This is a genomic window from Paenibacillus sp. FSL R5-192, assembly GCF_000517845.1.
Classification (GTDB): domain Bacteria; phylum Bacillota; class Bacilli; order Paenibacillales; family Paenibacillaceae; genus Paenibacillus; species Paenibacillus amylolyticus.
Genome location: NZ_ASPR01000014.1, coordinates 1,456,254 through 1,481,307 on the forward strand (window position 1 = coordinate 1,456,254; position 25,054 = coordinate 1,481,307).

20 protein-coding genes and 1 pseudogene are annotated in these 25,054 nt (G+C 44.2%); 15 read left to right on the plus strand and 6 right to left on the minus strand.

Annotation, left to right across the window (positions count from 1 at the left end):
• Window positions 1-9 precede the first annotated feature (9 nt).
• The 4 genes and pseudogenes from rbsB (at window position 10) to glyA (ending at window position 4,508) form a co-directional block, all read left to right on the plus strand.
• Window positions 10-942 (plus strand): ribose ABC transporter substrate-binding protein RbsB, encoded by a 933-nt coding sequence (rbsB, locus tag C161_RS14755; protein WP_036670914.1) that lies wholly within the window; start codon window positions 10-12, stop codon window positions 940-942.
• A 328-nt stretch (window positions 943-1,270) separates the two neighbouring features.
• Window positions 1,271-2,013 (plus strand): annotated as a pseudogene (locus C161_RS14760) (YggS family pyridoxal phosphate-dependent enzyme).
• A gap of 19 nt (window positions 2,014-2,032) precedes the next feature.
• Window positions 2,033-3,238 carry a benzoate/H(+) symporter BenE family transporter gene (locus C161_RS14765; RefSeq protein ID WP_036670915.1) on the plus strand — a complete coding sequence of 402 codons (1,206 nt, stop codon included), beginning with the start codon at window positions 2,033-2,035 and terminating at the stop codon, window positions 3,236-3,238.
• 25 nt (window positions 3,239-3,263) lie between these two features.
• Window positions 3,264-4,508 (plus strand): serine hydroxymethyltransferase, encoded by a 1,245-nt coding sequence (gene glyA, locus C161_RS14770; protein ID WP_036670916.1) that lies wholly within the window; start codon window positions 3,264-3,266, stop codon window positions 4,506-4,508.
• A 154-nt stretch (window positions 4,509-4,662) separates the two neighbouring features.
• Here glyA and C161_RS14775 read toward each other — a convergent pair whose 3' ends face one another.
• The gene (locus C161_RS14775) at window positions 4,663-5,283 is read right to left on the minus strand and encodes an NAD(P)-dependent oxidoreductase (protein ID WP_036670917.1); all 621 of its coding nucleotides are present in this window, start codon (window positions 5,281-5,283) and stop codon (window positions 4,663-4,665) included.
• A 45-nt stretch (window positions 5,284-5,328) separates the two neighbouring features.
• The gene (gene pdxR, locus C161_RS14780; RefSeq protein WP_036670918.1) at window positions 5,329-6,759 is read right to left on the minus strand and encodes a MocR-like pyridoxine biosynthesis transcription factor PdxR; all 1,431 of its coding nucleotides are present in this window, start codon (window positions 6,757-6,759) and stop codon (window positions 5,329-5,331) included.
• A 285-nt stretch (window positions 6,760-7,044) separates the two neighbouring features.
• Between pdxR and C161_RS14785 the strand changes: the two genes are divergently transcribed.
• The 4 genes from C161_RS14785 to C161_RS14800 all read left to right on the plus strand — a co-directional run bounded on the left by C161_RS14785 (window position 7,045) and on the right by C161_RS14800 (window position 12,156).
• Window positions 7,045-9,150: a serine hydrolase domain-containing protein gene (locus C161_RS14785; protein WP_036670919.1), complete on the plus strand. Its 2,106-nt coding sequence runs from the start codon at window positions 7,045-7,047 to the stop codon at window positions 9,148-9,150.
• Window positions 9,151-9,494: 344 nt separating this feature from the next.
• Window positions 9,495-10,940: an amino acid ABC transporter substrate-binding protein/permease gene (locus C161_RS14790; protein ID WP_036670920.1), complete on the plus strand. Its 1,446-nt coding sequence runs from the start codon at window positions 9,495-9,497 to the stop codon at window positions 10,938-10,940.
• Window positions 10,933-11,661, plus strand: coding sequence for an amino acid ABC transporter ATP-binding protein (locus C161_RS14795; protein ID WP_036670921.1), 729 nt, complete (start codon window positions 10,933-10,935; stop codon window positions 11,659-11,661). Before C161_RS14790 ends, C161_RS14795 begins: the two co-directional genes overlap by 8 nt.
• A 138-nt stretch (window positions 11,662-11,799) precedes the next feature.
• A complete protein-coding gene (locus C161_RS14800) occupies window positions 11,800-12,156 on the plus strand; it encodes a hypothetical protein (protein ID WP_036670923.1) in 357 nt (118 codons plus the stop codon).
• Between the two features lie 58 nt (window positions 12,157-12,214).
• Here C161_RS14800 and C161_RS14805 read toward each other — a convergent pair whose 3' ends face one another.
• From C161_RS14805 to C161_RS14815, 3 genes are all read right to left on the minus strand, one after another.
• Window positions 12,215-13,495 carry a glycoside hydrolase family 27 protein gene (locus C161_RS14805; RefSeq protein ID WP_036670924.1) on the minus strand — a complete coding sequence of 427 codons (1,281 nt, stop codon included), beginning with the start codon at window positions 13,493-13,495 and terminating at the stop codon, window positions 12,215-12,217.
• A gap of 108 nt (window positions 13,496-13,603) precedes the next feature.
• A complete protein-coding gene (locus C161_RS14810; protein ID WP_036670926.1) occupies window positions 13,604-14,485 on the minus strand; it encodes an AraC family transcriptional regulator in 882 nt (293 codons plus the stop codon).
• Window positions 14,486-14,512: 27 nt separating this feature from the next.
• A complete protein-coding gene (locus C161_RS14815; protein ID WP_036670928.1) occupies window positions 14,513-15,124 on the minus strand; it encodes a TetR/AcrR family transcriptional regulator in 612 nt (203 codons plus the stop codon).
• 139 nt (window positions 15,125-15,263) lie between these two features.
• Here C161_RS14815 and C161_RS14820 point away from each other — a divergent pair, with 139 nt between their 5' ends.
• The 4 genes from C161_RS14820 to C161_RS14835 all read left to right on the plus strand — a co-directional run bounded on the left by C161_RS14820 (window position 15,264) and on the right by C161_RS14835 (window position 18,978).
• A complete protein-coding gene (locus C161_RS14820) occupies window positions 15,264-16,025 on the plus strand; it encodes an alpha/beta hydrolase (protein WP_036670930.1) in 762 nt (253 codons plus the stop codon).
• A gap of 258 nt (window positions 16,026-16,283) precedes the next feature.
• Complete coding sequence (locus tag C161_RS14825; RefSeq protein WP_036670931.1) at window positions 16,284-16,718, plus strand: ribonuclease domain-containing protein; 435 nt, start codon at window positions 16,284-16,286, stop codon at window positions 16,716-16,718.
• A gap of 14 nt (window positions 16,719-16,732) precedes the next feature.
• The gene (locus C161_RS14830; RefSeq protein WP_036670932.1) at window positions 16,733-17,008 is read left to right on the plus strand and encodes a barstar family protein; all 276 of its coding nucleotides are present in this window, start codon (window positions 16,733-16,735) and stop codon (window positions 17,006-17,008) included.
• A 275-nt stretch (window positions 17,009-17,283) separates the two neighbouring features.
• A complete protein-coding gene (locus C161_RS14835) occupies window positions 17,284-18,978 on the plus strand; it encodes an ABC transporter substrate-binding protein (RefSeq protein WP_036670933.1) in 1,695 nt (564 codons plus the stop codon).
• A 121-nt stretch (window positions 18,979-19,099) separates the two neighbouring features.
• Here C161_RS14835 and C161_RS14840 read toward each other — a convergent pair whose 3' ends face one another.
• Window positions 19,100-19,969 (minus strand): AraC family transcriptional regulator, encoded by an 870-nt coding sequence (locus C161_RS14840; protein WP_036670934.1) that lies wholly within the window; start codon window positions 19,967-19,969, stop codon window positions 19,100-19,102.
• 161 nt (window positions 19,970-20,130) lie between these two features.
• Between C161_RS14840 and C161_RS14845 the strand changes: the two genes are divergently transcribed.
• From C161_RS14845 to C161_RS14855, 3 genes are all read left to right on the plus strand, one after another.
• On the plus strand, window positions 20,131-21,648 hold the full coding sequence (locus tag C161_RS14845; RefSeq protein ID WP_036670935.1) for a glycoside hydrolase family 43 protein: 1,518 nt from the start codon (window positions 20,131-20,133) through the stop codon (window positions 21,646-21,648).
• A gap of 7 nt (window positions 21,649-21,655) precedes the next feature.
• Window positions 21,656-23,206 carry a glycoside hydrolase family 43 protein gene (locus tag C161_RS14850; protein WP_036670937.1) on the plus strand — a complete coding sequence of 517 codons (1,551 nt, stop codon included), beginning with the start codon at window positions 21,656-21,658 and terminating at the stop codon, window positions 23,204-23,206.
• Window positions 23,207-23,331: 125 nt separating this feature from the next.
• The gene (locus C161_RS14855; RefSeq protein WP_036671098.1) at window positions 23,332-25,011 is read left to right on the plus strand and encodes an extracellular solute-binding protein; all 1,680 of its coding nucleotides are present in this window, start codon (window positions 23,332-23,334) and stop codon (window positions 25,009-25,011) included.
• Window positions 25,012-25,054 lie beyond the last annotated feature (43 nt).

Sequence of the window (25,054 nt, forward strand, 5' to 3'; positions counted from 1 at the left end):
AGAATATATATGAAAAATTGGACGTTAACACTCGTAAGTATGCTGATGATCATCGTTCTGGCCGGGTGCTCTCTGGAGCCACCGGAATGGGCCAAACCTGACCCTAACAAAAGTAACGGACAGAAGAAAATAGGTTTGTCGATATCTACACTGAACAATCCATTCTTTGTATCACTGAAGGATGGAGTCATGGCTGAAGCCAAAAAACAGGGAGTACAGGTCATCGTGGTTGATGCGCAGAACGATTCGGCCAAACAAACCAATGATGTGGATGATCTTATTCAGCAAGGCGTTAGTGCACTGTTGATTAACCCTGCTGACTCTGCAGCGATCTCCACAGCAGTCCAATCCGCTAATAGTGTCGGCATTCCCGTGATCACGCTGGATCGCTCCGCAGATAAAGGTGAAGTGGCAGCACTGGTGGCATCGGATAACGTTAAAGGCGGACGCATGGCAGCTGAATACTTCGTAGAACATCTCGGTGAGGGCGCAAAAGTCATTGAACTTGAGGGTGTACCTGGCGCTTCCGCAACAAGAGAACGGGGTAAAGGTTTCCATGAAGTGGCTGACAAGCAACTTGATGTGGTTTCTAAACAATCTGCTGATTTCGATCGGTCCAAAGGATTAAATGTCATGGAGAATCTGCTTCAGGGTAATCCTGACGTGCAGGCGGTATTTGCCCATAATGATGAGATGGCACTTGGTGCGATTGAAGCGATTCAAAGCTCAGGTAAAGACATTCCGGTCATCGGATTCGACGGCAATGATGATGCAATCAAATCCATTCAGGATGGGAAATTGACGGCAACAGTTGCTCAGCAGCCTGTGCTGATTGGCCAACTGGCGCTGCAAGCAGCTCTGGATGTGCTCAGTGGCAAGCAGGTGGAGTCATCCATTCCCGCTGAATTGAAGCTGGTAACCAAGGAAAATGTGAATGAGTAAATCATCATAAAACATGTATCTTCGTATTGGACATGAACATAGGACTAAACCAAGCCGCTAAATTAGCGGCTTTTTTTTCATTTCAGAAGAAGCGTGCGGGCATCACATCAATCAGATTATTGACTTTTAAAAGCATATTAAAGGTGCCCCAATTGAATTAATGTCCACTTTGTCGTTTTGGACTGCTCAAAAGGAGCATTTTTGGATATGTATATCCAATCCATGCGTTGCTATACTAGCATGACGTTCCACACAGTCTTCACAATACATAAGGAGGAGCTAATCTCATTGATTCATTCCTGTTTGGAATAGAAAGAAGGTGGCTGACATGAAACATCTAGTAGGAGAAAATCTTCAAACTGTAAGACAGCAAATGGCATTGGCCTGCCAGGCTTCAGGTCGCAACATAGAGGACATCCAATTGTTGCTCGCGACCAAAACGGTACCGCTTGAGAAATTACAAATAGCTATTCAAGCAGGTGAGCTCCTGTTTGGAGAAAACAAAGCTCAGGAACTCCGAGACAAATTCCCACTCATGGAACAAAGCAAGCAGGTGGAATGGCATTTTATCGGGCATCTGCAAACAAATAAAGTAAAGGACGTTGTTAAATATGTTACGCTCATCCATTCCGTAGATCGTCTGAAACTGGGTCAGGCGTTACATAACCAGCTTCTCAAAGAGAATAAGACCTTAGATATTCTTGCGCAAATTAATACGTCTTACGAAGAAAGTAAATTTGGTGCCTCTCCAGAAACAGCCGCAAGCTTGTAGAACAGTTGTCTCAATTCGAGACATTAAATGTGAAAGGTTTAATGACCATTGGAAAACTGAATGCGACAAACGAAGAAACACGACATTGTTTTCGATTGTTAAACCAGATCCGTACACAGATTAAAGAGAAAAATATTCCACGCGTAGAAATGGATATTTTATCGATGGGTATGTCTGGTGACTTCCAGGTCGCTATTGAAGAAGGAGCTACAATGATACGTGTAGGAACAAGTGTATTTGGACCACGGTATTTACCAGACGAATATTACTGGAATGAAAACACACGCATCGATGATTAAGTGAGAGGTAGTGTTAAATATGAAGACAGCATCCCCTTCGTTACGTGGCCGTGATTTGATATCGCCGGTAATCGCCGCTTTGATATCCGTAATTGTTAATTACGGGGGTACGTTTATCCTTGTTTTTCAAGCTGCAAAAGTGGCTGGTTTAAGCCCGGAAATGACCGCTTCCTGGATTTGGTCCATCTCGATTGGGGTAGGCGTAACAGGGATTTGGCTCAGTTATCGATATAAGGAGCCGATTATTACAGCCTGGTCTACACCGGGTGTGGCGTTTCTCGTTTCAGCATTAGCGGTAACCCCTTATCCAGAAGCTATTGGCGCTTACATGATTTCAGCAGTTGGATTTATTATTTTGGGTTGGTCAGGCATGTTTGAACGTTTCGTTCGACTTATTCCCCCAGGCATCGCTTCAGGATTGTTAGCAGGTATTTTACTACAGTTTGGTATTTCGGCCTTTGGAGGGGCGAAGGCTGATCCTTTGCTTGTGATTGTACTGTTTACAGGCTATATCTTGCTAAGAAGGTTTACTTCCCGTTACGCCATTGTTGGCATATTGGCGATCGGTTTGATTTATTTGATATGCATGGGAAAAACAGACTTCAGTACGATCCAATTGGCTGTAGCATCGCCTGTATTTGTTGTTCCAGCATTTTCGTTAAATGCTTTACTTGGCGTTGCGCTACCGCTGTTCATTATTACCTTGACAGGGCAGTATATGCCCGGAATGCTTGTTCTGCGTAATGATGGATTCAAGACAAGTGCCAATCCCATTTTAGCTGTAACAGGTTTGGGTTCGCTTCTTGCAGCCCCATTCGGATCACATGCTTTTAATGTGGCAGCTATTACAGCAGCGATTTGTACGGGAAAGGATGCACATGAGGATTCAACCAAACGTTATATTGCAGGTATTGCTTGTGGTGTTTTTTATATTTTTGTCGGCATTTTTGGCGTAACATTGGCTGCTCTGTTTTTGATTCTTCCTGCTACCTTTATTGCAACATTAGCGGGATTAGCCTTACTTGGAACGATCGGTGGCAGTCTTGCCAATGCATTAACGGACCCTAAGGGACGTGAAACTGCATTGATTACGTTTTTGGCGACAGCAGCGAATGTGACTTTGCTTGGTGTGGGTGGTGCATTTTGGGGACTGTTTGCAGGAATGATGGCACATCTACTGATGAATAGTAAATTTCCCAAAAAACAGTTTGGAACGAATAAATAACCGTAATATTGAGAGGAAGATGTTCATGAAACATTTGGAGAAGCAAGATAAAGTAATAGGAATGGCTGTCCAGCAAGAGCTTGGAAGGCAGCAGGATAAGATAGAACTGATTGCATCAGAGAATTTTGTAAGTCAAGCTGTGATGGAAGCAACAGGTTCGGTATTGACCAATAAATATGCGGAGGGGTATCCGGGCAGAAGATATTATGGCGGGTGTGAGCATGTCGATACAGTCGAAGAGATAGCAAATAGCCGCCTTAAAGCACTTTTTGGCGCTGAACATGCAAATGTGCAGCCTCACTCCGGTTCTCAGGCCAACATGGCTGTGTATTTTGCCTCGGTTGAGATTGGGGACACAATACTTGGCATGAATCTATCCCAGGGTGGTCATCTAACACACGGAAGTACTGTTAATTTTTCAGGTAGGTTTTACAATTTTGTTTCATATGGTGTCGATGCACAGACGGGCCGCATTGACTTTGACGAAGTACGTAAACTTGCTTATAAGTATCGTCCACGCATGATTGTTGCAGGTGGAAGTGCATACCCGCGGACCATTGAGTTTGAATTATTTGCCCAGATTGCCGCCGAAGTGGGAGCTCTTTTCTTTGTAGATATGGCGCATATAGCAGGAATTGTTGCGGCAGGTTTGCATCCTAACCCGGTACCACATGCCCATTTTGTTTCAACCACCACACACAAGACCTTACGAGGACCACGAGGGGGAGCCATTTTGTGCCGGGACTCCTGGGAAAAGGTGATCGACAAAGCTGTATTCCCGGGAACCCAGGGTGGGCCATTCATGCACGTTATCGCGGGGAAAGCGGTGGCATTAGGTGAGGCATTGCAATCCGATTTCACAACATATATTGAAGGTGTTCTGAGTAACGCCAACGTATTGGCAGATACTTTAATGAATGAAGGACTCACCCTTGTATCGGGAGGAACAGATAATCATATCGTGTTGGTTGACTTACGAACTATGGGGCTTACAGGCAAAGAAGCCGAAGCTTTACTGGATGAAGTAGGGATTACGGCGAATAAAAATGCAATCCCTCACGATACGGCAAGTCCTTTAGTTACGAGCGGTATTCGTTTTGGAACTCCGGCTATGACTTCAAGAGGACTTGGGGCAAGGGAAATGAAAGAAATTGCTCAGCTGATAGGGCTCGCTTTTAAAAATCCAAAGAACTCGGATGTAAAAAATCAAATATTAGGTAGTGTGCGTGAAATCACTTCGCAATTCCCTCTATATAAAAACCTAAAATAGAGTTTAACAACAGACACAGATAGAGCCTGCAATTGTTACCACTGGATAACAATTGCAGGCTCTTATTTTGCTTGCTTATATTGAAACTTGCTTATATTGAAACTTACTTTTTTGAACAGAAGAGATATACCGTAAATGAGATTTAAGACACGCCCTAGTAGGCTATACCTACACGAGACTGTACATACTCATCAGACATTAATTGCTGATAAGCAAACTCCGCAGTATCGATTACTGATATAGAAGTTCCGCCGTCAGGCAAATAGTCGCGCTCAACCCGGTACTTACCAAGAGATTCTCCATCATATAAGTAGGTAGGACACACGATGGTCCATTCTAACTTAGAAGCTTTGAGAATGTTGTACATCTCCAGATGTTCTTCAGCTGCCCGCGTGGACTTGCGTCTGGACTCGGGCGATTGAAAACGAAGCAAGCCAGGATCCGTTCGACTTTGCAATATTCCTGCTGTACCAATGGTAATGATTCTTTTGATACGCTCCTGAGCCATAGCCTTAACAATCAATTCCATGGATTGTGATAATGTAGTTGTTCCATCGGTACTTAAGGAACTAACAACGAGATCCACACCCTGTATGGCTTGATAAATATCTTCTTTGACTAAAGCATTCCCTTGATGCAGAACGAGATTGTCATCGTTGATTTGTACCTTTTCCGGGCTTCTAACCAGTGCAGTTACATGATGATTGGAACGTAGGGCATTAGAGACGAAATGACTTCCAACCCGTCCGGTGGCTCCTAATACTAAAATTTTCATCACAAAAAACATCCTTTCGAATCCGATTGGAGAGCATGTTCTCCATCATAGTACAATCTTTGCAAGTCGATGTATGCCTTCCTCAATCTGCTCCTCATCCACTTTCGCAAAACCTAATATCCATCCTTTTCGATGACTCTCCAAGCAATATCTACTAAGCGGATACACGCGCACACCTTGATCAAGGGCAGCATTCGTCAGCGCTTCTTCGTCAAATGACGTTTCAGATTCTAGAAGCATATGTAATCCTGTTTCCACACCACTTAATGTAAATCGTGAGCCTAGCCCAGAAGCAACAATGGCTTTGGTCATGACTTCGTGTCTGCGTCGATATATGTTCCGAACTCTTCTCATATGGCGCATGAAATGACCACGTTCAATAAAATGAGTTAGCGTTAATTGTTCCATAATCGGCAGATGACGATAGGTTAATTCATGAACTTGAGTAAGGCGATCGATAGCTATTTTGGGGCCAATGATAGCGGATAGTCGAATGCCTGGTGCAACCATTTTGGAAAAACTCATCATATAAAGCGTATTCTGAGGTTGCTGACTGAATATAGTCGGAAGCGGATCTCCACGGTACCTAAATTCGCTATCGTAGTCATCCTCAACAATCCAATATCGATGATGAGCTGCCAAGTGCATCAATTGTTGCCTGCGTGGCTCCGACATAATAACACCAACGGCGCATTGATGAGAAGGTGTGACAAATACGAGTTTTGTCTGTGGGTGAATATGATCTACACATAATCCATATTCATCGACTGGAACGGGATCGACTTGCATCCGGCGGTATTTCATCGCCATCCAAGCGGCTGGGAAGCCGGGATCTTCTACGGAAACTCTCTCTCCCTCACTTAAGAGTGCCTGGGCAATTAAATCAATACTATGTTGTGCACCTGAGGTTAACAAGATTTGATCAACATCGATATGAATGCCTCGTTCAAGTGACAAATAACGCTGAATCTGTTCTCTTAACGCCAGTAACCCTCTGGCATCACCATAAGCCCAAAGATCCAGATTAGGTTCAGTGGAAGCTTGTAAAAAGGATTGCCTCCAGGCTTTTGTGAAACTTTCATCCAGATAAGGCTCGTGGGGATTAAAATCAATTTCTATTTTGCGATTGTCTCTATTGCCGAACCAACTATGGAGATGACCAATCGATTCGTTTAGTGTAGGCAGTTCGGGCGGAATAGGCCCTTGCATCGTGATGCCTTCTGTTGACCGAGGTGCATATGTCCAATCACTAACTCTTGTCCCGGCTCGTCGGGAGGTTACCGTATACCCTCGGCTGAATAATTCCTCGTACACAATCTGTATGGTTGACCGTGAAACACCAATTAATTGAGCAAGTTCACGTGATGGAAGCAGCAATTCGCCTGGTTGCCATTTCCCGGTTGTGATATTATGAATCGCTTGATCCAAAAGTTGCTGCCAGATCGGGCGTTGGTCATTCCGATTAACTTTTAGCATTGTTTCAACTCCATTACTCATACTGAATTATGGATTGCATTTATTTATGTACTTAGCCATGTTATTGGCACTCCATTGATTGATATACCATTATAACAAAAGTTTAATTTGCAAACAAAACAAAGCTGGACTAAAGCGATTTTTACCGTGTGTCCAACCTATTTGGGTTGGTCCTGCTTGGTTCATACTCGATTCATATTCAAGCCACAGACAGTTCATCTTCTTCGGTTACACTACTGGAGTACTAACACAGAGATTCCTAATCCATAGACTAGACAGGAGAAGATGAGATTGACACGAAAGAAACGAACGTCTATCGCCGCCATAACTTTGGTGTTTGCAATGATGTCCCCAATGTCGGCCATGGCCACACCCGCTACCAGTAACGATAGTAACCCTACGTATGATCTAACTAAAAAGGCAGTAAGCGCGAAGGCAAAGGTACTCACTGAATCATACGCTACGACAAGTGTGCAGTACGCACTGATGGATGAGGGCGAGATTGTGATCTCCGGTCAGGCAGGCAAAAATGATCTGAAAAACAACATCCCGCTTTCTTCAGATACCATGTATGGCATTGGTTCAACCAGCAAAATGATGCTCACAACCGCCGTAATGAAGCTCGTTGACGAGGACAAGATCGATCTTGATGAGCCTGTCGTGAAGTATATTCCAGACTTTAAAATGAAAGACAAGCGTTACCAACAGATTACACCACGCATGTTACTGAATCATTCATCCGGACTTCTCGGAACATCAAGTAACAGTGCAATACTGTTTGGAGATAATGATACCTATGCACATGATACGTTACTGGAACAATTGGCGACGCAACATTTGAAGGCCGATCCTGGCGCATATTCGGTGTATAGTAATGACGGTTTTACATTAGCTGAAATTCTGGTTGAGCGGGTTAGCGGCATGAGCTTCACAACTTTCATGCACCGGTACATAACCGAACCTCTTGGTATGGAGAATACCAAAACACCACAGGATATTGTGGACTTTAGCCAGATGGCAGCAACATATTCCCCTTCGCATGAGGAGCAACTCCCATTAGAGACTACAAATATGATTGCCTCGGGAGGCATCTATTCCACCGCTGAAGATCTGGTTCAGTTCTCGAAAATCTTTACAAGTGAGGTTGAAGGTGTTCTTTCGGAGGAATCCGTAGAGGCCATGGAGCAAGAAGAATACAAGAGAGGCATGTGGCCAGAAGAAGGCGATTCTTCTATTGGTTACGGCCTGGGCTGGGACAGCGTGAACCTGTTTCCTTTTAATGATTACGGCATCCAGGCAGTAAGCAAAGGCGGCAATACAATAACCTATCATTCCTCATTGATTGTACTTCCGGAGTATAATATGGCTGCTGCGGTAACCTCTTCGGGTGGTCATAGCTCAACGGATCAATTGCTGGCAACTGAGCTGTTGCTTGGCGCGCTTGAGGAGAAGAATATCATTCCAGAGCGTAAGCCGGAGAAGTCTTATGATGCACCGGTGAAAACAACCATGCCGAAGGAACTTACACAGCACACTGGGATATACGCGGGTGGGGCAAACATGTTAATGAAGATGGACGTAAAAGATGATGGGCAATTAACGCTATCTAATCTGTCCTCTCCTAACAGTCTTGATCAGACCTATACGTACACCAATGATGGCTCATTTGTTAATGATGCGGCTACGGAAAAGCTGAAGTTCGTTCAGGAAGTCAACGGGAACACATACTTGTGGTCTCGCTCGTATCAGTCCGTTCCTGGGCTTGGGCAAGTTGCTTCCTCGGAATATAAAGCAGAAAAGCTTGAAACCAATGAATTGTCTGCAGAAGTAAAGGCCGCATGGCAGAAACGGGAAGGCAAAGCCTACGTGTTGGTCAATGAAAAATACACATCAACACTGTACAACGCAGCGATGCCGATGATTCCCATTCATACTTTTAATGAGCTGTCTGGTTATATCTACACCAACAAAATTGTTGGAGCTAACCAAGCCGTGAACCAATTGCAAATTCCTGGATTAGCGGGCCGTGACACGATGGAGTTTAATTTCTATGAGGAAAATGGCGTGGAATATGTTACAGCTGGAGGCAACGTTTATGCTGCTCAAGACATCATCAAACCGATCTATGCGGGAAAACAATCGAAGACTACGATTCAGGCGAATGGTCATGCCACATGGTACTCGATTCCAACATCAGCTGCAGGTAAAGAAATGACCGTCAAGATGTCTGCAAACAGCGCATTTGCTGTATACAACCAAGCGGGTGTAGGCATGAATCATACAGTGGTCAGTGGTCAAAACGAAATTGTATTGCCTGAGAACGGAACCATTGTCTTCGCGGGTGAAGCTGGTTCGAAGTTCGAGATTGTATTGACAATCAGAGCAAATTAATAGATGATAAAAAACTGTATAACAAAAAGTCGCGGAAATCGCGGCTTTTTTTGAGTTTTAAATTTTAAATAATACGTTTTAAAGTAAATGTACCTTTTTTCAGATTCACGATGTAATATTGGGTTTCGCAAAGCTTACCTGGAGGGTAAGTATTAAAAGGGCTTTTACTGGTTGGAAAAAAATGACGGAGGAAAATGTTGCAAGTGGAAAGGCAAAGCATTGATTGTTAATATACAGTAAATAATAACAATCAAATGGACAGAAGATCGACAAAAAGGTTAACAGTAATACCTATTCCAAGAAAATAATGAATTATTCGGACAACACCGAGACGGGGAGGACACATGAAAACAACGAAGATCTCATTTTTTATACTTTCACTGATGCTGCTCCTGGTGAGCGGTCTAACAGGGTGGGTAGGGAACGCTGCTGCAGCGTCCGATTCCGGTAAAACCTATGTTATCGGAACTGATGTCACATTTGCTCCATTCGAATATGAAGATGAGAATGGTGATTTTGTTGGTATCGATATGGATTTGCTGGATGCCATCGCCAAAGATCAAAATTTTAAGTATCAAATTAAAGCTCTGGGATTTAATGCAGCTGTACAGGCACTTGAGGCGAATCAAGTCGATGGTGTGATCGCAGGGATGAGTATTACAGATGAAAGAAAAGCAAAATTTGATTTTTCTGAGCCATATTATGATTCAGGCGTTGTTATGGGAATTAGCGCCAATAATGACACCATTAAAAGCTACGAAGATCTTCGTGGTAAAAAGGTCGCTGTAAAAACGGGAACAGAAGGGTACAGCTTTGCTGAATCCATCGCCTCAAAGTATGGGTTTACGATTGTTCCATTCGACGAATCATATCAAATGTATGATGATGTAAAGACTGGTAATTCGGTAGCCTGTTTTGAAGATGAACCCGTTTTAAGATATGGGGTAAAACAGAATAATGGTTTAAAAATTGTTACCGCTAAAGAAGACGGGGCTTCCTACGGATTTGCGGTAAGTAAGGGTAAAAATCAGGAACTTCTGGAGATGTTTAATGCTGGTCTTGTGAATATCAAAGCTAGTGGTGAATATGAGCGCATTATCGAAGAATATGTTGGCGAGAATGCCCAAGTCGCAAATCAGGGGCGTTGGGAGCTAATTCAGAAATCCCTTCCAGCACTTTTCAAAGGTCTGGGAAAAACACTCTTATACACGATTGTGTCCCTATTCTTTGCGTTTATCATCGGTCTGATTTTCGGATTTATGAAGGTGGGACAGAACAAATTCCTTCGTGGTGTTGCCACTGTATTTGTAGATATCTTCCGCGGCATTCCGCTGATTGTCCTGGCATTCTTTATTTATTTCGGGATTCCACAGGCGATGGGCTTCACGATGCCATTGTTCTTGGCAGCGATTCTGACACTTAGTCTGAATGCAGGAGCGTACGTAACCGAGATTATCCGAGGCGGGATTCAATCGATTGATCGTGGTCAGATGGAAGCTGCCCGTTCATTGGGTCTTCCTTATCGCAAAGCGATGATAAAGATTGTCATTCCGCAGGCAGTGCGGGTTATGATTCCGTCCTTCATTAACCAGATGGTTATCACGTTGAAGGATACGTCAATCTTATCCGTTATTGGTCTCGTAGAGTTGACGCAATCGGGTAAAATCGTTATTGCAAGAACGTTCTCCTCTTTTGACATTTGGTTAACGGTTGCGGTTATGTACCTGATTGTCATCATCACATTGACCAAAATTGCTGATTATCTGGAGGTGAAGGTTCGTCGTGGCTAAAATAAAAGTTGAAGGTTTGAAGAAAAGTTTCGGCTCGAATCAGGTCCTCAAGGGAATTGATGTGGCGGTCAACGAAGGAGAAGTTGTCTGTGTCATCGGGCCTTCCGGTTCGGGAAAAAGTACCTTCTTGCGCTGCATTAACCAATTAGATGCGATTACGGCAGGCCGGGTTATCGTGGATGATCAGGATCTGAATGACCCTAAAACCAACCTGAACAAAGCTCGCGAAAATATTGGTATGGTATTTCAACATTTTAACTTGTTCCCTCATTTTAGTGTACTTAAAAACATCATGTTTGCGCCCAGAGAACTCGGGATATTAAATGCCCAGCAGGCGCGCGATACAGCACTCAAATTACTTGAACGTGTGGGTCTGTCTGATAAAGCAGATAGCTTCCCAACACAACTGTCAGGTGGACAAAAACAACGTGTAGCTATCGCTCGTGCGCTTGCTATGAATCCGGATGTTATGTTATTTGATGAACCGACTTCAGCTCTTGACCCTGAAATGGTAGGAGAAGTTCTTGGTGTTATGAAGGACCTCGCGAGCGAAGGTATGACGATGATGATCGTTACCCATGAGATGGGTTTTGCACGTGAAGTAGCTGATCGTGTGATCTTCATGGACGGTGGTTATATTGTCGAGCAGGGCACTCCTGAAGAGATATTTGGAAATCCGAAGAATGAACGGACGATCAGCTTTTTGGAAAAGGTACTCTAGCACTGAATCAAGCATTAACACATTAAAAGTCGCTATTTTAAGCGGCTTTTTTTGTTATATTTATGAGGTGATTTAATAGGTATCGCTCTTTTCTTGAAAGACCAACCAAATAAGCGAAGAAAGCGAGGTCTGTACTCCATGGAAAATGTGTCACAAGAAGATCAACTGGAATCTATCAAAGCCTTTCAATCAACCATCCGCAAATCGGAAAATGCTCTAGAAAACATGATTCAGAAAAGTTCAAATACTACCTTATTACAAAAACGCCTCAAAGCTCTGCATATCGGCGCAGCGTTATTGGAAAATGTCTGGAATCAAAAAGCTCATTCATACACCAAGGAAGATATAACAGAAGCCCGTCTTGTCTTGATTGGATTGTTTCCATCCCTTGAAAGCATGTATGCCAAGTCCAAGGAAGGTAGCTCGCAAAAGACTCTTCTGGAAAGAAGGATTAAAGCATTTCATCTGGCCGTTCAAGTCATGGATACATACTGATGAAATGAGAGAGAGGTCTGTCTAATGAACGACAGACCTCTCTTTTTCTTTTGCAAACTTACGAAAACCGATAGAGACGCACACCGTGCGCAGCTACAGTAGTAACTAAGGAGTTCTCTGTAAATTCAGCTGCTTCTCGGCTCCACAATTCAGTACCTTTGGTAATGCCGTACAGTCCGACCTCATCAATGGATAGATCCACAGGTAGAGCATTCTCACCTATGTTGAATACAGCTACGTAAGAGGAACCATCCGCATGCTGGGCAGTCCATACAATAAGCTCTTCTTTGCGTAAGGCTTCTTTGGCTCCGTAACTCTCGCGATGCATTCGCAGAACCTCACGATTAGTTAGCAGAGATAGTGTCCAGTCGTCGTTATCTCGCAGTTCACCACCAAAAATGAGTGGGGAACGGAAGATACTCCACAGCGACATCATCGTCAACTGCTCATCAGGCGTGAACCGAGTCCAACGATCTGCTCCACCACCGTCTACAGAACGGATACCGATATGACCCAAAGGCAACATATCACAGTCTGGCCAGCAGCCTGCTTGGGGAACGCCCTGCCACGTCCGGCAGCGGTCGAACATATCCAATAACAGCGGCCAAAGGTCCCAGAAATCGTCGGTGACACGCCACATGTTGGCATGATCAGCTAAGAATTCTGAGTATTCCACCGGGGCAGGGCCAGGAGAGAGACTCAGTACCATGGGCCGACCAGAGCGCTCAATTGCTTTGGAAATCATTTCGATCTCAGGCTGATGGGTGTCATAGAGCCTGGAAGCAGCAATATCGTCCACCTTCACCAAGTCAACGCCCCATTGTGCATACAGTTCAAAAAGCGAATCGTAGTAGGCTTGTGCGCCTTCTTTTGAGCTATCAACACCATACATATCTGTATTCCACGGACAGATGGAATTCGGATGAGCAATATCGCGCGCAGTGGCGGTTGTACCCAGAATCGGAGTAGCCGCATGTGCAGCTTGACGTGGAATACCGCGCATGATGTGAATGCCAAATTGTAGCCCAAGACTATGGACGTAGTCTGCTAATGGCTTGAATCCCTGTCCACCTGCAGCGGAGGGAAACCGATTCTCGGCAGGCATAAGCCGCGAATATTCATCCATGATGAGTGGGACGAACGGACGATATTGCGAAGAATTGGCCAAAGGCTCGTACCATTGAATATCGACCGTAATATAGCTCCAGCCGAAGTCTTTAAGATGTTCTGCCATGTACTCGGCGTTGCCACGAATTTCGTCTTCCGTAACGGCCGCGCCGTAACAATCCCAGCTGTTCCAGCCAAGCGGTGGAGTTGATGCTGCAAGCGTATGATTCATGGGAATGCTCCTTTATGGATTAATTATTGCTCTCGCTCAATTCATCATAATAAAGGATTTTATTAATATCTACAGTAATGTTGAGTGTGGGATAGCAAAATATTGCGGTTAGTCGAAGAACAATTTACGGTACACAAGGCTTTCTCCGCCACTACGAAATTCACCTGGCGTAACGCCGGTTATGCTGCGAAAGGCTTTGATAAAATAACTTCCGCTGGAATACCCGACTTGCTTGGCGATGACTTCAATGCTAAGCGTAGTTCCGCGCAGCAGTTCCATTGCTTTCTCGGTACGTACACGGGTCAGATAAGTACCTGGCGTCAAGCCAGTACTTGCGGAAAAGCGACGTATAAAGTGATATTTGGAAAGGGAAACATGCTCCGCAAGGTGATCGATACTGATCATCTTGGAGTAATTGTTTTCTATGTATTCAACGGCTATTTGAATGTTCTCAGACCAATTCTCCCTGTTGCGCAATGTTGTTTTCTGTAATCGAGTCAATTCTGTCATGAACTGATATACGCTGGATGATGCGATCAGAGGATCAGTGATTCTGCCTGCCGCCGCATCAGTCACGATCATCCGCAACAGTCGGATCGGTGTACAATCAGCGGGAAGGTAGGGAACTTCTCCCGCTTCACGAAGAAATTTTCGCCAGTGGGGCATAATAAGAGTGGGCCTGAACAACAGGAACAGAAACTCCCAAGGTTCTTTTGATGCTGAATGGTAGTAATAGCGATGTGGTCCTGGAATTTCGGCCAAAAAAGCTTGTCCTGCGGTAACATGATGAATGCGATTATTCGACTCAAATACACCTTCACCCGAGAGTGTATATTGGAATAACAGGAGAGGCCCGTCCGAACGTTCGAGTCCATCCCAATGATAAGAAGGATCAGTTATTGAATCACTTCCAGCCGCATAGAGTACACACAGTTGGAGCTCCTTGTCTTCGGCGAATCGAAACCCATAGGTTCCTCTAGGGATATTCATGTCAGCTCTCCTTGTTGCCCTGAATTTTTACTGCGCTCCGCGAATGAAAATATCTACTAGCTTCTGGCCTAGTGAAAAGTTGGAACCATATTTATGCAGGTTATCTTCCCGATTACCCATTAACATCATAGTCGAGAAGGTCTCTGCCAAGAAAAACGGATCGTCCGTCCGCAGTTTGTTTTCATCCATTGCCCGTTGGAAATGGGAGGCTAACACTTCGTGAATCTGATGCTCCGCGTTGCGTATATCCTGAATTTGAGCTGGTTCAAGAAAAGGCTCAGCTTCTCTGAGCATGGTTTCAATCTCCGCATGTGGATTGCCCAGTCTGGCCTCTGCCAATCGCACAAGCCCCGACTCCAGATTCTCGGCTTGATCAAGCATATGCGAGGTTAACCGACTCACATTCTGTAGCATCGTTGTAAAGGCAACCTTAAAAAGCTCTGGTTTACTGGTGAAATGATAATAAATGGTTGGTTTTGACACGCTACATGCTTTGCCAATTTGCTGAAGTGTGACTGTTTCGTAGCCATACTCCATGAATAGCTTTGAAGCTGTATGAATAATCGTTTGTTGAATTGAGATATCGTCGTCTCCGTGTTTGGGTCTTCCAGGCAAACGTTTGTGTGATTTTTCTGTCATTAGACTTCCCTCCATGAATATTTTATGACAAATAACGATAGTTAGCAAAACTAGCTTGTAATTATACTTACCGGTAAGTATAATTACTGAAGAGTTAAAAAAGAAAACACATTATCCTCATAACAAGGTGGTTTTAAGGTTGAAAACAGCACAACGTACAAACAAATGGAAAAAGATAATCATGTGGACGATCCTGTCCATCGTTATCATCGTGGCCGGCGTTTTCGTATATCTCAATTCGGTTACGTATAGTCCTTCTGAACGAGCGGAAACGGCGATGACAAGTGATGCTCAGGTTAATGTCACCAAGATTAAGAACGGTTACCGATTTGAACCCGTGGGTACAGAGATAACCAAACCGAATATTATTTTTTATCCAGGGGGTCTGGTTGAATCTGAAAGTTATTCTCCACTTGCCAGAGAAATGGCAGAACAGGGTCACCGCGTATATATCGCAAACATGCCAATAAACTTGGCGATTTTCGGTCAAAACAAGGCTGATTCCTTTATCGAAGAACATCCCAATGAAGCATTTGTAATTGGTGGCCATTCATTGGGAGGATCATTTGCATCACGATATGCTGCAGAGCACAATGAAAAGTTGGAAGGCGTCTTTTTCTTGGCTTCCTATGCAGATGAAGGAGGTAGCTTGAAGAATACGGACTTGTCTATCTTACAGATTACAGGCTCGGATGACGGAGTGCTTAACAGGGAAGATTGGGAGAACTCCAAAGCAAATCTTCCGGATGACACGACATATGTGAGTATTGAGGGTGGAAATCACGGTCAATTTGGCTCATATGGCATGCAAAAAGGAGATAATCAGCCTGCTATTACGGAAGAAGAGCAGTTGGAAGAGGTTGTAGCAGCATTAGGGAACTGGATGGATAAATTAAAATAATGTATTAAATTTATGTGTTGAATGGTAATGATCCGTGGTACGATTAAAGTCGCTTTTTTAGCGGCTTTTTTTGTTGAAGGATACGAGTATGCCTCAATGGAGCAGGGTTAACTGCTTTTATTGATTGAATTTCAACTCCATAATAGGGTTACAGAATTGCTTTAATTACCACAAGTCGTTAACATTAAAGGCATTGTCATCGAAGTAGCAGTAAAACTGAAGACAACAAGAGCAAGAACATCAAAAGGAGAAAAGATTATGTTTTTCAGAAAATTTGCTTACACGTTAGTGATCATCCTCGCTGCATTATTGTTCTCGGGTTGTACAACAGAGTCTGTACTTGATATTGGATCGCCTCAAGTTTCGGAGGATATGGGATTTGATGAGGTTGCCAATTATATCTCGGAGCACAATGAACTCCCACCAAATTACATTACCAAGAAAGAGGCCAGGGAATTGGGCTGGGAACCAAGTGAAGGGAATTTACATGAAGTCGCTCCAGGCAAAAGCATTGGCGGCGACGTGTTCGGAAACCGGGAAGGACTACTTCCCAAGAAAAAAGGCCGCATATGGTATGAAGCCGATATAAATTACTCAGGAGGACGGCGCGGAAGCGACCGAATTCTATACTCAAATGACGGTTTAATCTACCAGACGACAGATCATTACAAGTCATTTGAACAGTTAAAATAAACGGAGGAAATGATATGAGCATCATTCAGATTAACGGAAACGACTTTCACAGTAAGGAAGAGCTTCATCAAATTTTTCAGAACCAGCTTGAGTTAGACGAGAGCTATGGAGGCAATTTGGACGCACTATGGGATGTCTTGACTGGGGCTGTAAGCATGCCGCTTACTGTTCAATGGATTGGTTTTGAGAAAAGCAAAGAGATTCTTGGAGATTACGCTGACCAGGTCATGGAATTGTTGCGTGATGTGGAAGGGGAGATCCTAGGATTTACGTTGGAATTATATTATTGAAAAGCAGGTTTGATTTTATGAGGCGATGGGCAACCATCGCTTTTTTGGTCTTCACATTTTTACTGAGACACATGTCTAGATCATGCTATTTTCATGGCTTAATAATCAAGGTTGGGGTGATTAGACTTCCTTATACTTTAAACATGGAATAGGGTAGGCAGGATTGTAATCGTTTACTAACGGTTGAATATGTAAGCGTATACTATTTCAAAGCGAACCATCGTAAGGTCTAGATTGGTTATTACGACTAACACCATTTAGGGGGCAGAAAAATAATGAGAGCCATTTCAAAAATGCTAGGAGCATGTCTGGTAACAAGTGTTGTGCTAGTTTCCGCCGGTTGCGGAAACGCTGGAGAGAATTCCGAATCAAATACGAGTGACCCCAACAGCCCGATCACATTTACATTCTTCGGGGCAGATGCAAGTCCGAACTGGAACAAAATGCAGGATGCTGTAGGGAAGAAAATTACGGAAGAAACCGGTGTAAGCATTGATGCAGAATTCGATATTTCGAGCGGAGGTGGAAACGACCGCATTTCCCTGATGGCTGCCAGCGGCGATTATCCGGATTTGATCTTCCCAAAAGGTAACTTGACTAGACTCGTTGATGCCGGGGCAATGATTGATTTGACGGATCTGATCGAAGAACACGCCCCCAATTTGAAAAAGATCTACGGTGAGCACTTCAATCGGTTGAAATACAGCAATGACGATCCTTCAATCTATTGGATTCCAACGAATGGTGCAATCGATCAGGTCAGCTTCGATGCGACGAATGGTACTGCCATTCAACATCGTGTAGTCAAGGAACTCGGGTATCCTGAGATCAAAACCTTAAACGATTTCGAAAATGTGCTACGTGAATATTACGAGAAACATCCGACCACAGATGATGGCCAACCCACAATTCCGCTGACGCTTAGTGCAGATGGATGGCGGCGAATGATCACTGTTACTGATCCCGCTGTCATGTCTACTGGAGGACCTGGAGATGGTGAGTATTTCATCAATCCTGACACCTACGAAGCCGTTCTACATTACAAACGTCCTGAGGAGAAGGAATATTTCCGGTGGTTGAACAAGATGTACAATGAAGGTTTGCTGGACAAGGACAGTTTTGTTCAGAAGGATGACCAGTATAAGTCCAAAATCGCCAGTGGTCGCGTGTTATCCTTGCTTGATCCAAGCTGGGGATTCAGTGATGCGGAAAATGCGTTGAAAAGCGCAGGGAAAGACGATATGACCTACGGATTCTATCCGGTGACGTTAGATGACAGTTTTCAACGTAAAGATTTCCAGAATATCGGCTTTGATGGTTATGGTATTGGCATAACAGTCGATTGTGAAGATCCTGTCCGTGCCATCAAATTTTTGGATTGGATGTCTTCTGAAGAAGGGCAAGTATTGAGAAACTGGGGCGTTGAAGGCGAGCAATATAACGTGGAAGAGGGTGTTCGCACCATCCCGGCCGATGTACAGGAACGTAAAAACAAAGACAATAACACATTCACCAAAGAAACCGGAGTAGGCTTGTATTACATTTTCGGTGCTCACTACGGGGATGGTGTCAAAGATTCAACGGATAACTACTATACAACGAATTATCCTGAACAGATTCAGCAAAGTTATTCTGATGAGGAGAAAGAAGCGTTGAAAGGTTATGGCATAACTACATGGAAGGACTTGTTCCCTTCCGAAGAAGAGTTTCCGGTGAAAGAATGGGGCGCGGCTTACAATATGCCGATACCTTCGGATAGCGGGGATTATAACGTTGTGTATCAGAAAACGCAGGATATTATTCAGAAACGGATCGCCGAAGCGATTACATCCTCTCCAAGTGCCTTTGAAGGCATATACGACAATATGATTACCGAACTTGATAATGCAGGTGCAGTAGGCATGGAACAGCAGTATACGGAGTGGATTAAAGATCGCGTTCGATTGTGGACGGGAAAAGAGATCAATTAACTTACGGATATAATTACAATAATGAATTGTTTGCAGATCCGAAGTATATCAAGAACTAAAAAAACATCGAGCCATGCAGGATGGCTTGATGTTTTTTAGTTTACATTGAATGAGCTTGTCATTATTGTGGCAAAGCTTCCATCGCATCACGTCTTTGTTTGATATATCTACCGGGGGAGATGCCGACCATTTTGGTGAAACTGCGAATAAAATTGGCATAGTCACTAAAGCCCGATTGAAAGCATGCATCCGTAATACTCATTCCTTCTGACAGGTGGAATTTGGCCCGTTCAATACGTCGACCCAAAATGTAGGAACGGATTGTCAATCCAGTATGCTTTTTGAACTGGCGGCTGATATAAGTACTATTCATGTAGAACACTTCGGCAAGTTTGCGAAGCGTAATGTCTTGATTTAGATGTGTTTCAATATAATCCATGGTTTCACGAACCAGTTCAGGCATAATGTCATTGGGAACAAAGGAATTGTTATGGAACCAGACGTTAATCATGACCAACAATTGGGCTACGGCTGCATTTATTTTGATATCGGTGCCATAAGCATCGGAAGCAAGCAATCCTTCCAGTTCGTTCGTACATTGCAGCATCTGCTTCATGTTATAGTCGTCTAAATGTACGATGTTGCCTGTTCCTTTGGGGCGATGATCAAAACATGACGATAGATTGGTTGATGGTGTGGAAAGCTGAAACAGATATGTTTTTTTGAGATTGATTGTAATTCGCTCATACTCAGATTCATCCAGAATAAAGGCTCGGTGCATCTCCTCGGGTGACATCACAAGCAAATCGCCAGGCTGTACATGGTAACATCGATTTTCTACATAAAAGTGAACGTTGCCACGAAGAAACAGGTAGATCTCGTATGCATTATGGCGATGATAGATCGTTTCCAGCTTATACGTCGTTACGCTGTGTAGATATAAGAGCTCAGGCTGGATGGGATCATAAAAACACTCAGAGGATCCACTCATGAAGTACCTCCCGTCATTTCACGCAATAAATAGAGCGGTTAACGCAATGAAATTGTACTCAGCTTACCTTAAAATGTAATCATCCTATCATGATACCTTTTGTATTGCAAACGCTTTCTTGTAAAAGGCGCAACTAAAACGATTTTAGGGGGATTCTTTCGATGAATCATCAATCAACACCACATGCTGGTGAGCAAAAGCAAGACCAAGCTGCCAATCTGGAGCATATTGCAGGGGAGATTGGAAAGCTTCGTCCCAACGGTAATCCTCTGGTGGCCCACAAATTTGGAGCCGACCCCTATGCTTTGGTATTTAACAATCGAGTTTACTTATATATGACTAGTGATAAGCTGGAATATGATCAGGACGGTCTTCCTCAGAAAAACAGTTACAGTTCAATCAACCGGATTACGGTCATTTCTTCGGATGACTTAATCAACTGGACCGATCACGGGGAGATCAGAGTTGCTGGACCTCAAGGCGCAGCAACATGGGCTTCACAATCCTGGGCGCCCGCAGCTGCTCATCGAATCGTGGATGGCAAGGACTGTTTCTTTCTTTATTTCGCCAACAATGCCAGTGGAATTGGTGTATTGTCTGCACCAACACCTGTAGGTCCATGGATAGATCCTATAGGAAAGGCACTTATTACAAGAGAAACTCCGGGAGTGGAGGAAGTAACCTGGTTATTCGATCCGGCTGTCATTGTTGATGATGATCATCAGGCCTACATATACTTCGGTGGTGGTATTCCGCAGGGGAAAGCAGAAAGACCTGATACGGCAAGAGTGATGCGATTGGGAGACGATATGATCAGCGTGGTTGGCATCGCGAAGGTTATTCAGGCGCCTTATATGTTTGAAAGTTCAGGGATACATAAATATAATAATAGTTACTACTATACGTATTGTTCCAATTTTGTCGAAGGTGATCGGCCAGAGGGCAGCCCACCACCCGGTGAAATTGCATATATGACCAGTGTTCAGCCAATGGGACCATGGACATATCAGGGAACGCTACTCCAGAATCCTGGACACTTTTTTGATATCGGCGGCAACAACCACCATGCTATATTTCAACTAGCGGATCAATGGTACATCGCCTATCATGCCCAGACATTATGCCAAGCCATGAATATTCCCGAAGGTTACCGTTCAACACATCTGAATCGAGTCGAGCATGATGAGGCTACTGGCAAGATCAAGAAGGTGCATGCAGATTATCAGGGCGTAGATCAAATCAAGTGCTTCGATCCCTATGGGCGGGTAAGCGGTTCCACGATTGGATGGAGTAGCGGAGTATCAACAGAGCAATATCTTGACTCTGGTGACTTGTCTGCATCGGATTCGAATACGATGTCCGCTATACTGCAAAATGACAGCTGGATAGCTATATCCAAGGTCGACTTTGAAAGTGAAGGACCGGCAACCTTCTCAGCAACTATTGGAAATCAAGGAACAGAAGGTACGTTGGAACTTCGGCTTGATCGTGCAGATGGACCGTTAATTGGAGAAATCATTGTTCCGCCTGCGACCGATTCCCTTCAATGGATGGAACTAACAACTAATGTTACGGGTGCAAAAGGTGTGCAAGACTTGTATATTAAGCTTAAAAGTTCAACAGACAGCCCAACCATCCTTTTAAGAGAATGGAAGTTTAATAGAAAAAATGAGGTGTAATTGAAGCATGTATCCGAATCCGATTATTTGGGCCGATTACCCGGATCTTGACGTTATTCGTGTAGAGGACACATATTATATGGTCAGTACAACCATGCACATGATGCCGGGATGTGTCATCCTGCGTTCATATGACCTGATCAATTGGGAAGTTGCCACATATGTATACGACACATTGGACGATACACCTGCCCAACGGCTGGTGGATGGTCAGCATATTTATAGCAAAGGCATGTGGGCTGCATCACTCCGCTATCATCAAGGGATGTTCTATGTGATCTTTGTTGCAAATGATACCCGAAAAACATACTTGTATACGTCCCCCACCATTTCGGGAGTTTGGAAGAAACAAGTAGTCGAAGGATTTTACCATGACTGCTCCTTTTTTTTCGACGATGATGAACGAGCCTATCTCGTGTACGGTAATACCGAGATCTATCTGACCGAATTAAGCTCTGATCTGTCCGGGCCCAAACCTGGTGGAGTGCATCGCTTGATCGTAAAAGATGAGCAGCCTCATCACCTTGGTTATGAAGGGGCACATTTCTACAAGATCAACGGGAAATATATTGTATTCCTGATTCATATAACGAAAGCTTCCGGACGGAGAACACAGGCGTTTTATATGGCCGACTCTCTGGAAGATGTCTTCACTGGTGGAGAAGTATTCAATGACGATATGGATTATTTCAATTCAGGTGTTGCTCAGGGCGGTATCGTGGATACACCGGATGGAGACTGGTATGCAATGCTGTTTCAGGATCATGGGGCTGTTGGCCGGGTTCCTGTTTTGGTTCCTCTACATTTTGATCAAGGTATACCGGTTTTTGCAAGCAAAGCGCCTAAGCAGATTGAGATCGCTAGCACGAGACCAGAGCACCGTTATAACCCGTTAGTAGGTAGCGACAGTTTCAATTATGAACCCGAAGAAGATGGAAGCGTCCGCCTCCGTGATTTTTGGCAATGGAATCATACACCTAACAATGAACTCTGGTCCGTCACAGAGAAATCGGGGGTGTATCGTGTTCGAACGGGACAGATCAGCCCAAATCTGACGTTTGCGGTAAACACACTAACCCAGCGTTCAATGGGGCCCGCTTGCGAAGCAATGGTTACGCTTGATGGCAGTTGTCTAAATGATGGGGATTATGCCGGATTGTGCTTTCTGATCGGTTCATACGGTATGATCGCTCTTACGAAGCAGGATAGCAAGTTTTACCTGGTCATGCATGCCAGAGATAGTGAGGATTCCACCATATTTGGCAATCTGATCGACCAGAAGCCAGCCACTGAACATGAACGTATCCCGGTATCAGATCCAGTAGTTAAACTAAAAGCATTCGGAAATTTTGAGAACAATCTGGATGAGTGCTCTTTTGCTTATTTCGATGGGATTAAATGGAGAGATATAGGGATTGTCCATAAAATGATATATAAACTGGATCATTTTATGGGTTGCCGAACGGGGGTGTTTGTATATTCAACCCAGATGGTTGGAGGAACAGCTGACTTTTCGAATTTTGAATATCGTGTGATTAACCCTGATGAGAAACAATGAAATATGTAAAAGCCGCCCAACGGCGGCTTTTCGTATTCAATAATTACAAGTTGTTGTACAATGATATGGATCCAAAGTTGACAGAGAGAAGAGAGTTGTTCAAACCGAACTGGGGGCATGTCGTCATGTATAAGAGATGTCTGGACATAACAAGATGGACCTTCATTCTGTTCCTTGCTGTGTCCATACCAGCAGGTCATACCGAAGGTAATACCAAACAACATCATCCGCAGCAAGATGGGCAACAGATTCAACTTCCCGCTACGTTTGAGAGGTATTCTCCTCCCATAGCAGTCTCTTTTGTCAGGGAAACCGGAGATGACCTTGAGCGCATGATTAGTCAGTTACCTGGTGAGACGATGCTGGATAATCGCTGGACTCGTTTGTACGAGAAAGAGCTAGGTATTCAAATTCACTATGACTGGATTGCTAATGGAGATGTATACAATCAGAAGCTTGGTGTATCCCTTGCCGCAGGACGTTTCCCAGATGTGGTAAAAGTAAACCCATATCAACTTAGACAACTGAGCAACGCTGGAATGATCGAAGATTTAACCCATGTGTACCAAGAGTATGCTTCCCCACTTACAAAGAGTATATTGGAGGCGGAGGGAAGAGGAGCATTTGATGCGGCAACCATTGATGGTAAACTCATGGCTATTCCCGAATCATCTTCCTCGATTGAGACTGCGCAGTACCTGTGGATTAGAACCGATTGGTTGGAGCATTTGGGGCTACGGCCGCCTGAAACGATGGAAGAACTTCTCGAAGTTTCGAAAGCGTTTACAGAAGGAGATCCTGACGGGAACGGAGAGCAGGATACGTACGGACTTGCGCTAACAAACCATCTATGGGATCCAGTTATGGGAGCTGCAGGCTTGATGTCAGGCTACGGTGCCTACCCTAATATATGGGTTAAAGATGCAGAAGGAAACCTCACTTATGGAGGTATACAGCCTGAAGTTCGAGAGGCTCTGAAAGCACTGCAAACGTTGTATCGTGAAGGCCAACTTGATCCGGATTTTGGCTATAAAAGTGGAAGCAAGGCGTTTCGTCTGGTTCAGGATGGGAAAATAGGGATGCTCTACGGTGAACAGTGGACATCCTTTATGCTCCAGACCACCCGTGATACAGGTATAGATGTAGAATGGCAGGCATATCCCATTGTTGCCAAGTCGGACCGAAATCTGTTTGTACCGCTACGTTCCAACACAGGGCAATACTTTGCCGTAAAAAAGGGCTTTTCTAATCCGGAGGTCGTTGTAAAGCTTATGAATCTGCATCTCGACATCAACTGGGGGGATCAGGCACAGTATGAAACATACTACAATGACGACTCCCGAGCTGTGTGGATGCTATCACCGGTAACTCCTTTTCCCGGTAATAAAAATATAGATGCATACAAACAAATTCGGGATGCCAGAAATACAGGAGACTTCTCGGCTCTGCAGAATGAAGCTCTCGCCATTCACAAACGCATTGTGGCCTATGAATTGGAAGATGTAGAGAGCGGATGGGGCTGGGAACAAACCTATGGGCCTTCGGGTGCTTTTAGCATTGCAGATTCTTACGAGAAGAACGGCCAACTTCTCTATGATCAATTCACGGGCGGAATTACGGACACGATGGTTGATCGACAAATTATTCTTCGGGATCTTCAGCTTGAAGCCTATATGAACATTATTCTAGGCAGGTCGATAGATGAGTTTGATCAATTCGTTGAGAACTGGCGCAAGCTGGGGGGAGATCAGATCACATCGGAGGTTAACGCGTGGTTTCGCACCAGCAAGCCAAAGGAGCGCTAATGTTCACTTTATTCTTACAAGGAACCCACTCAGCCTTTGGCAT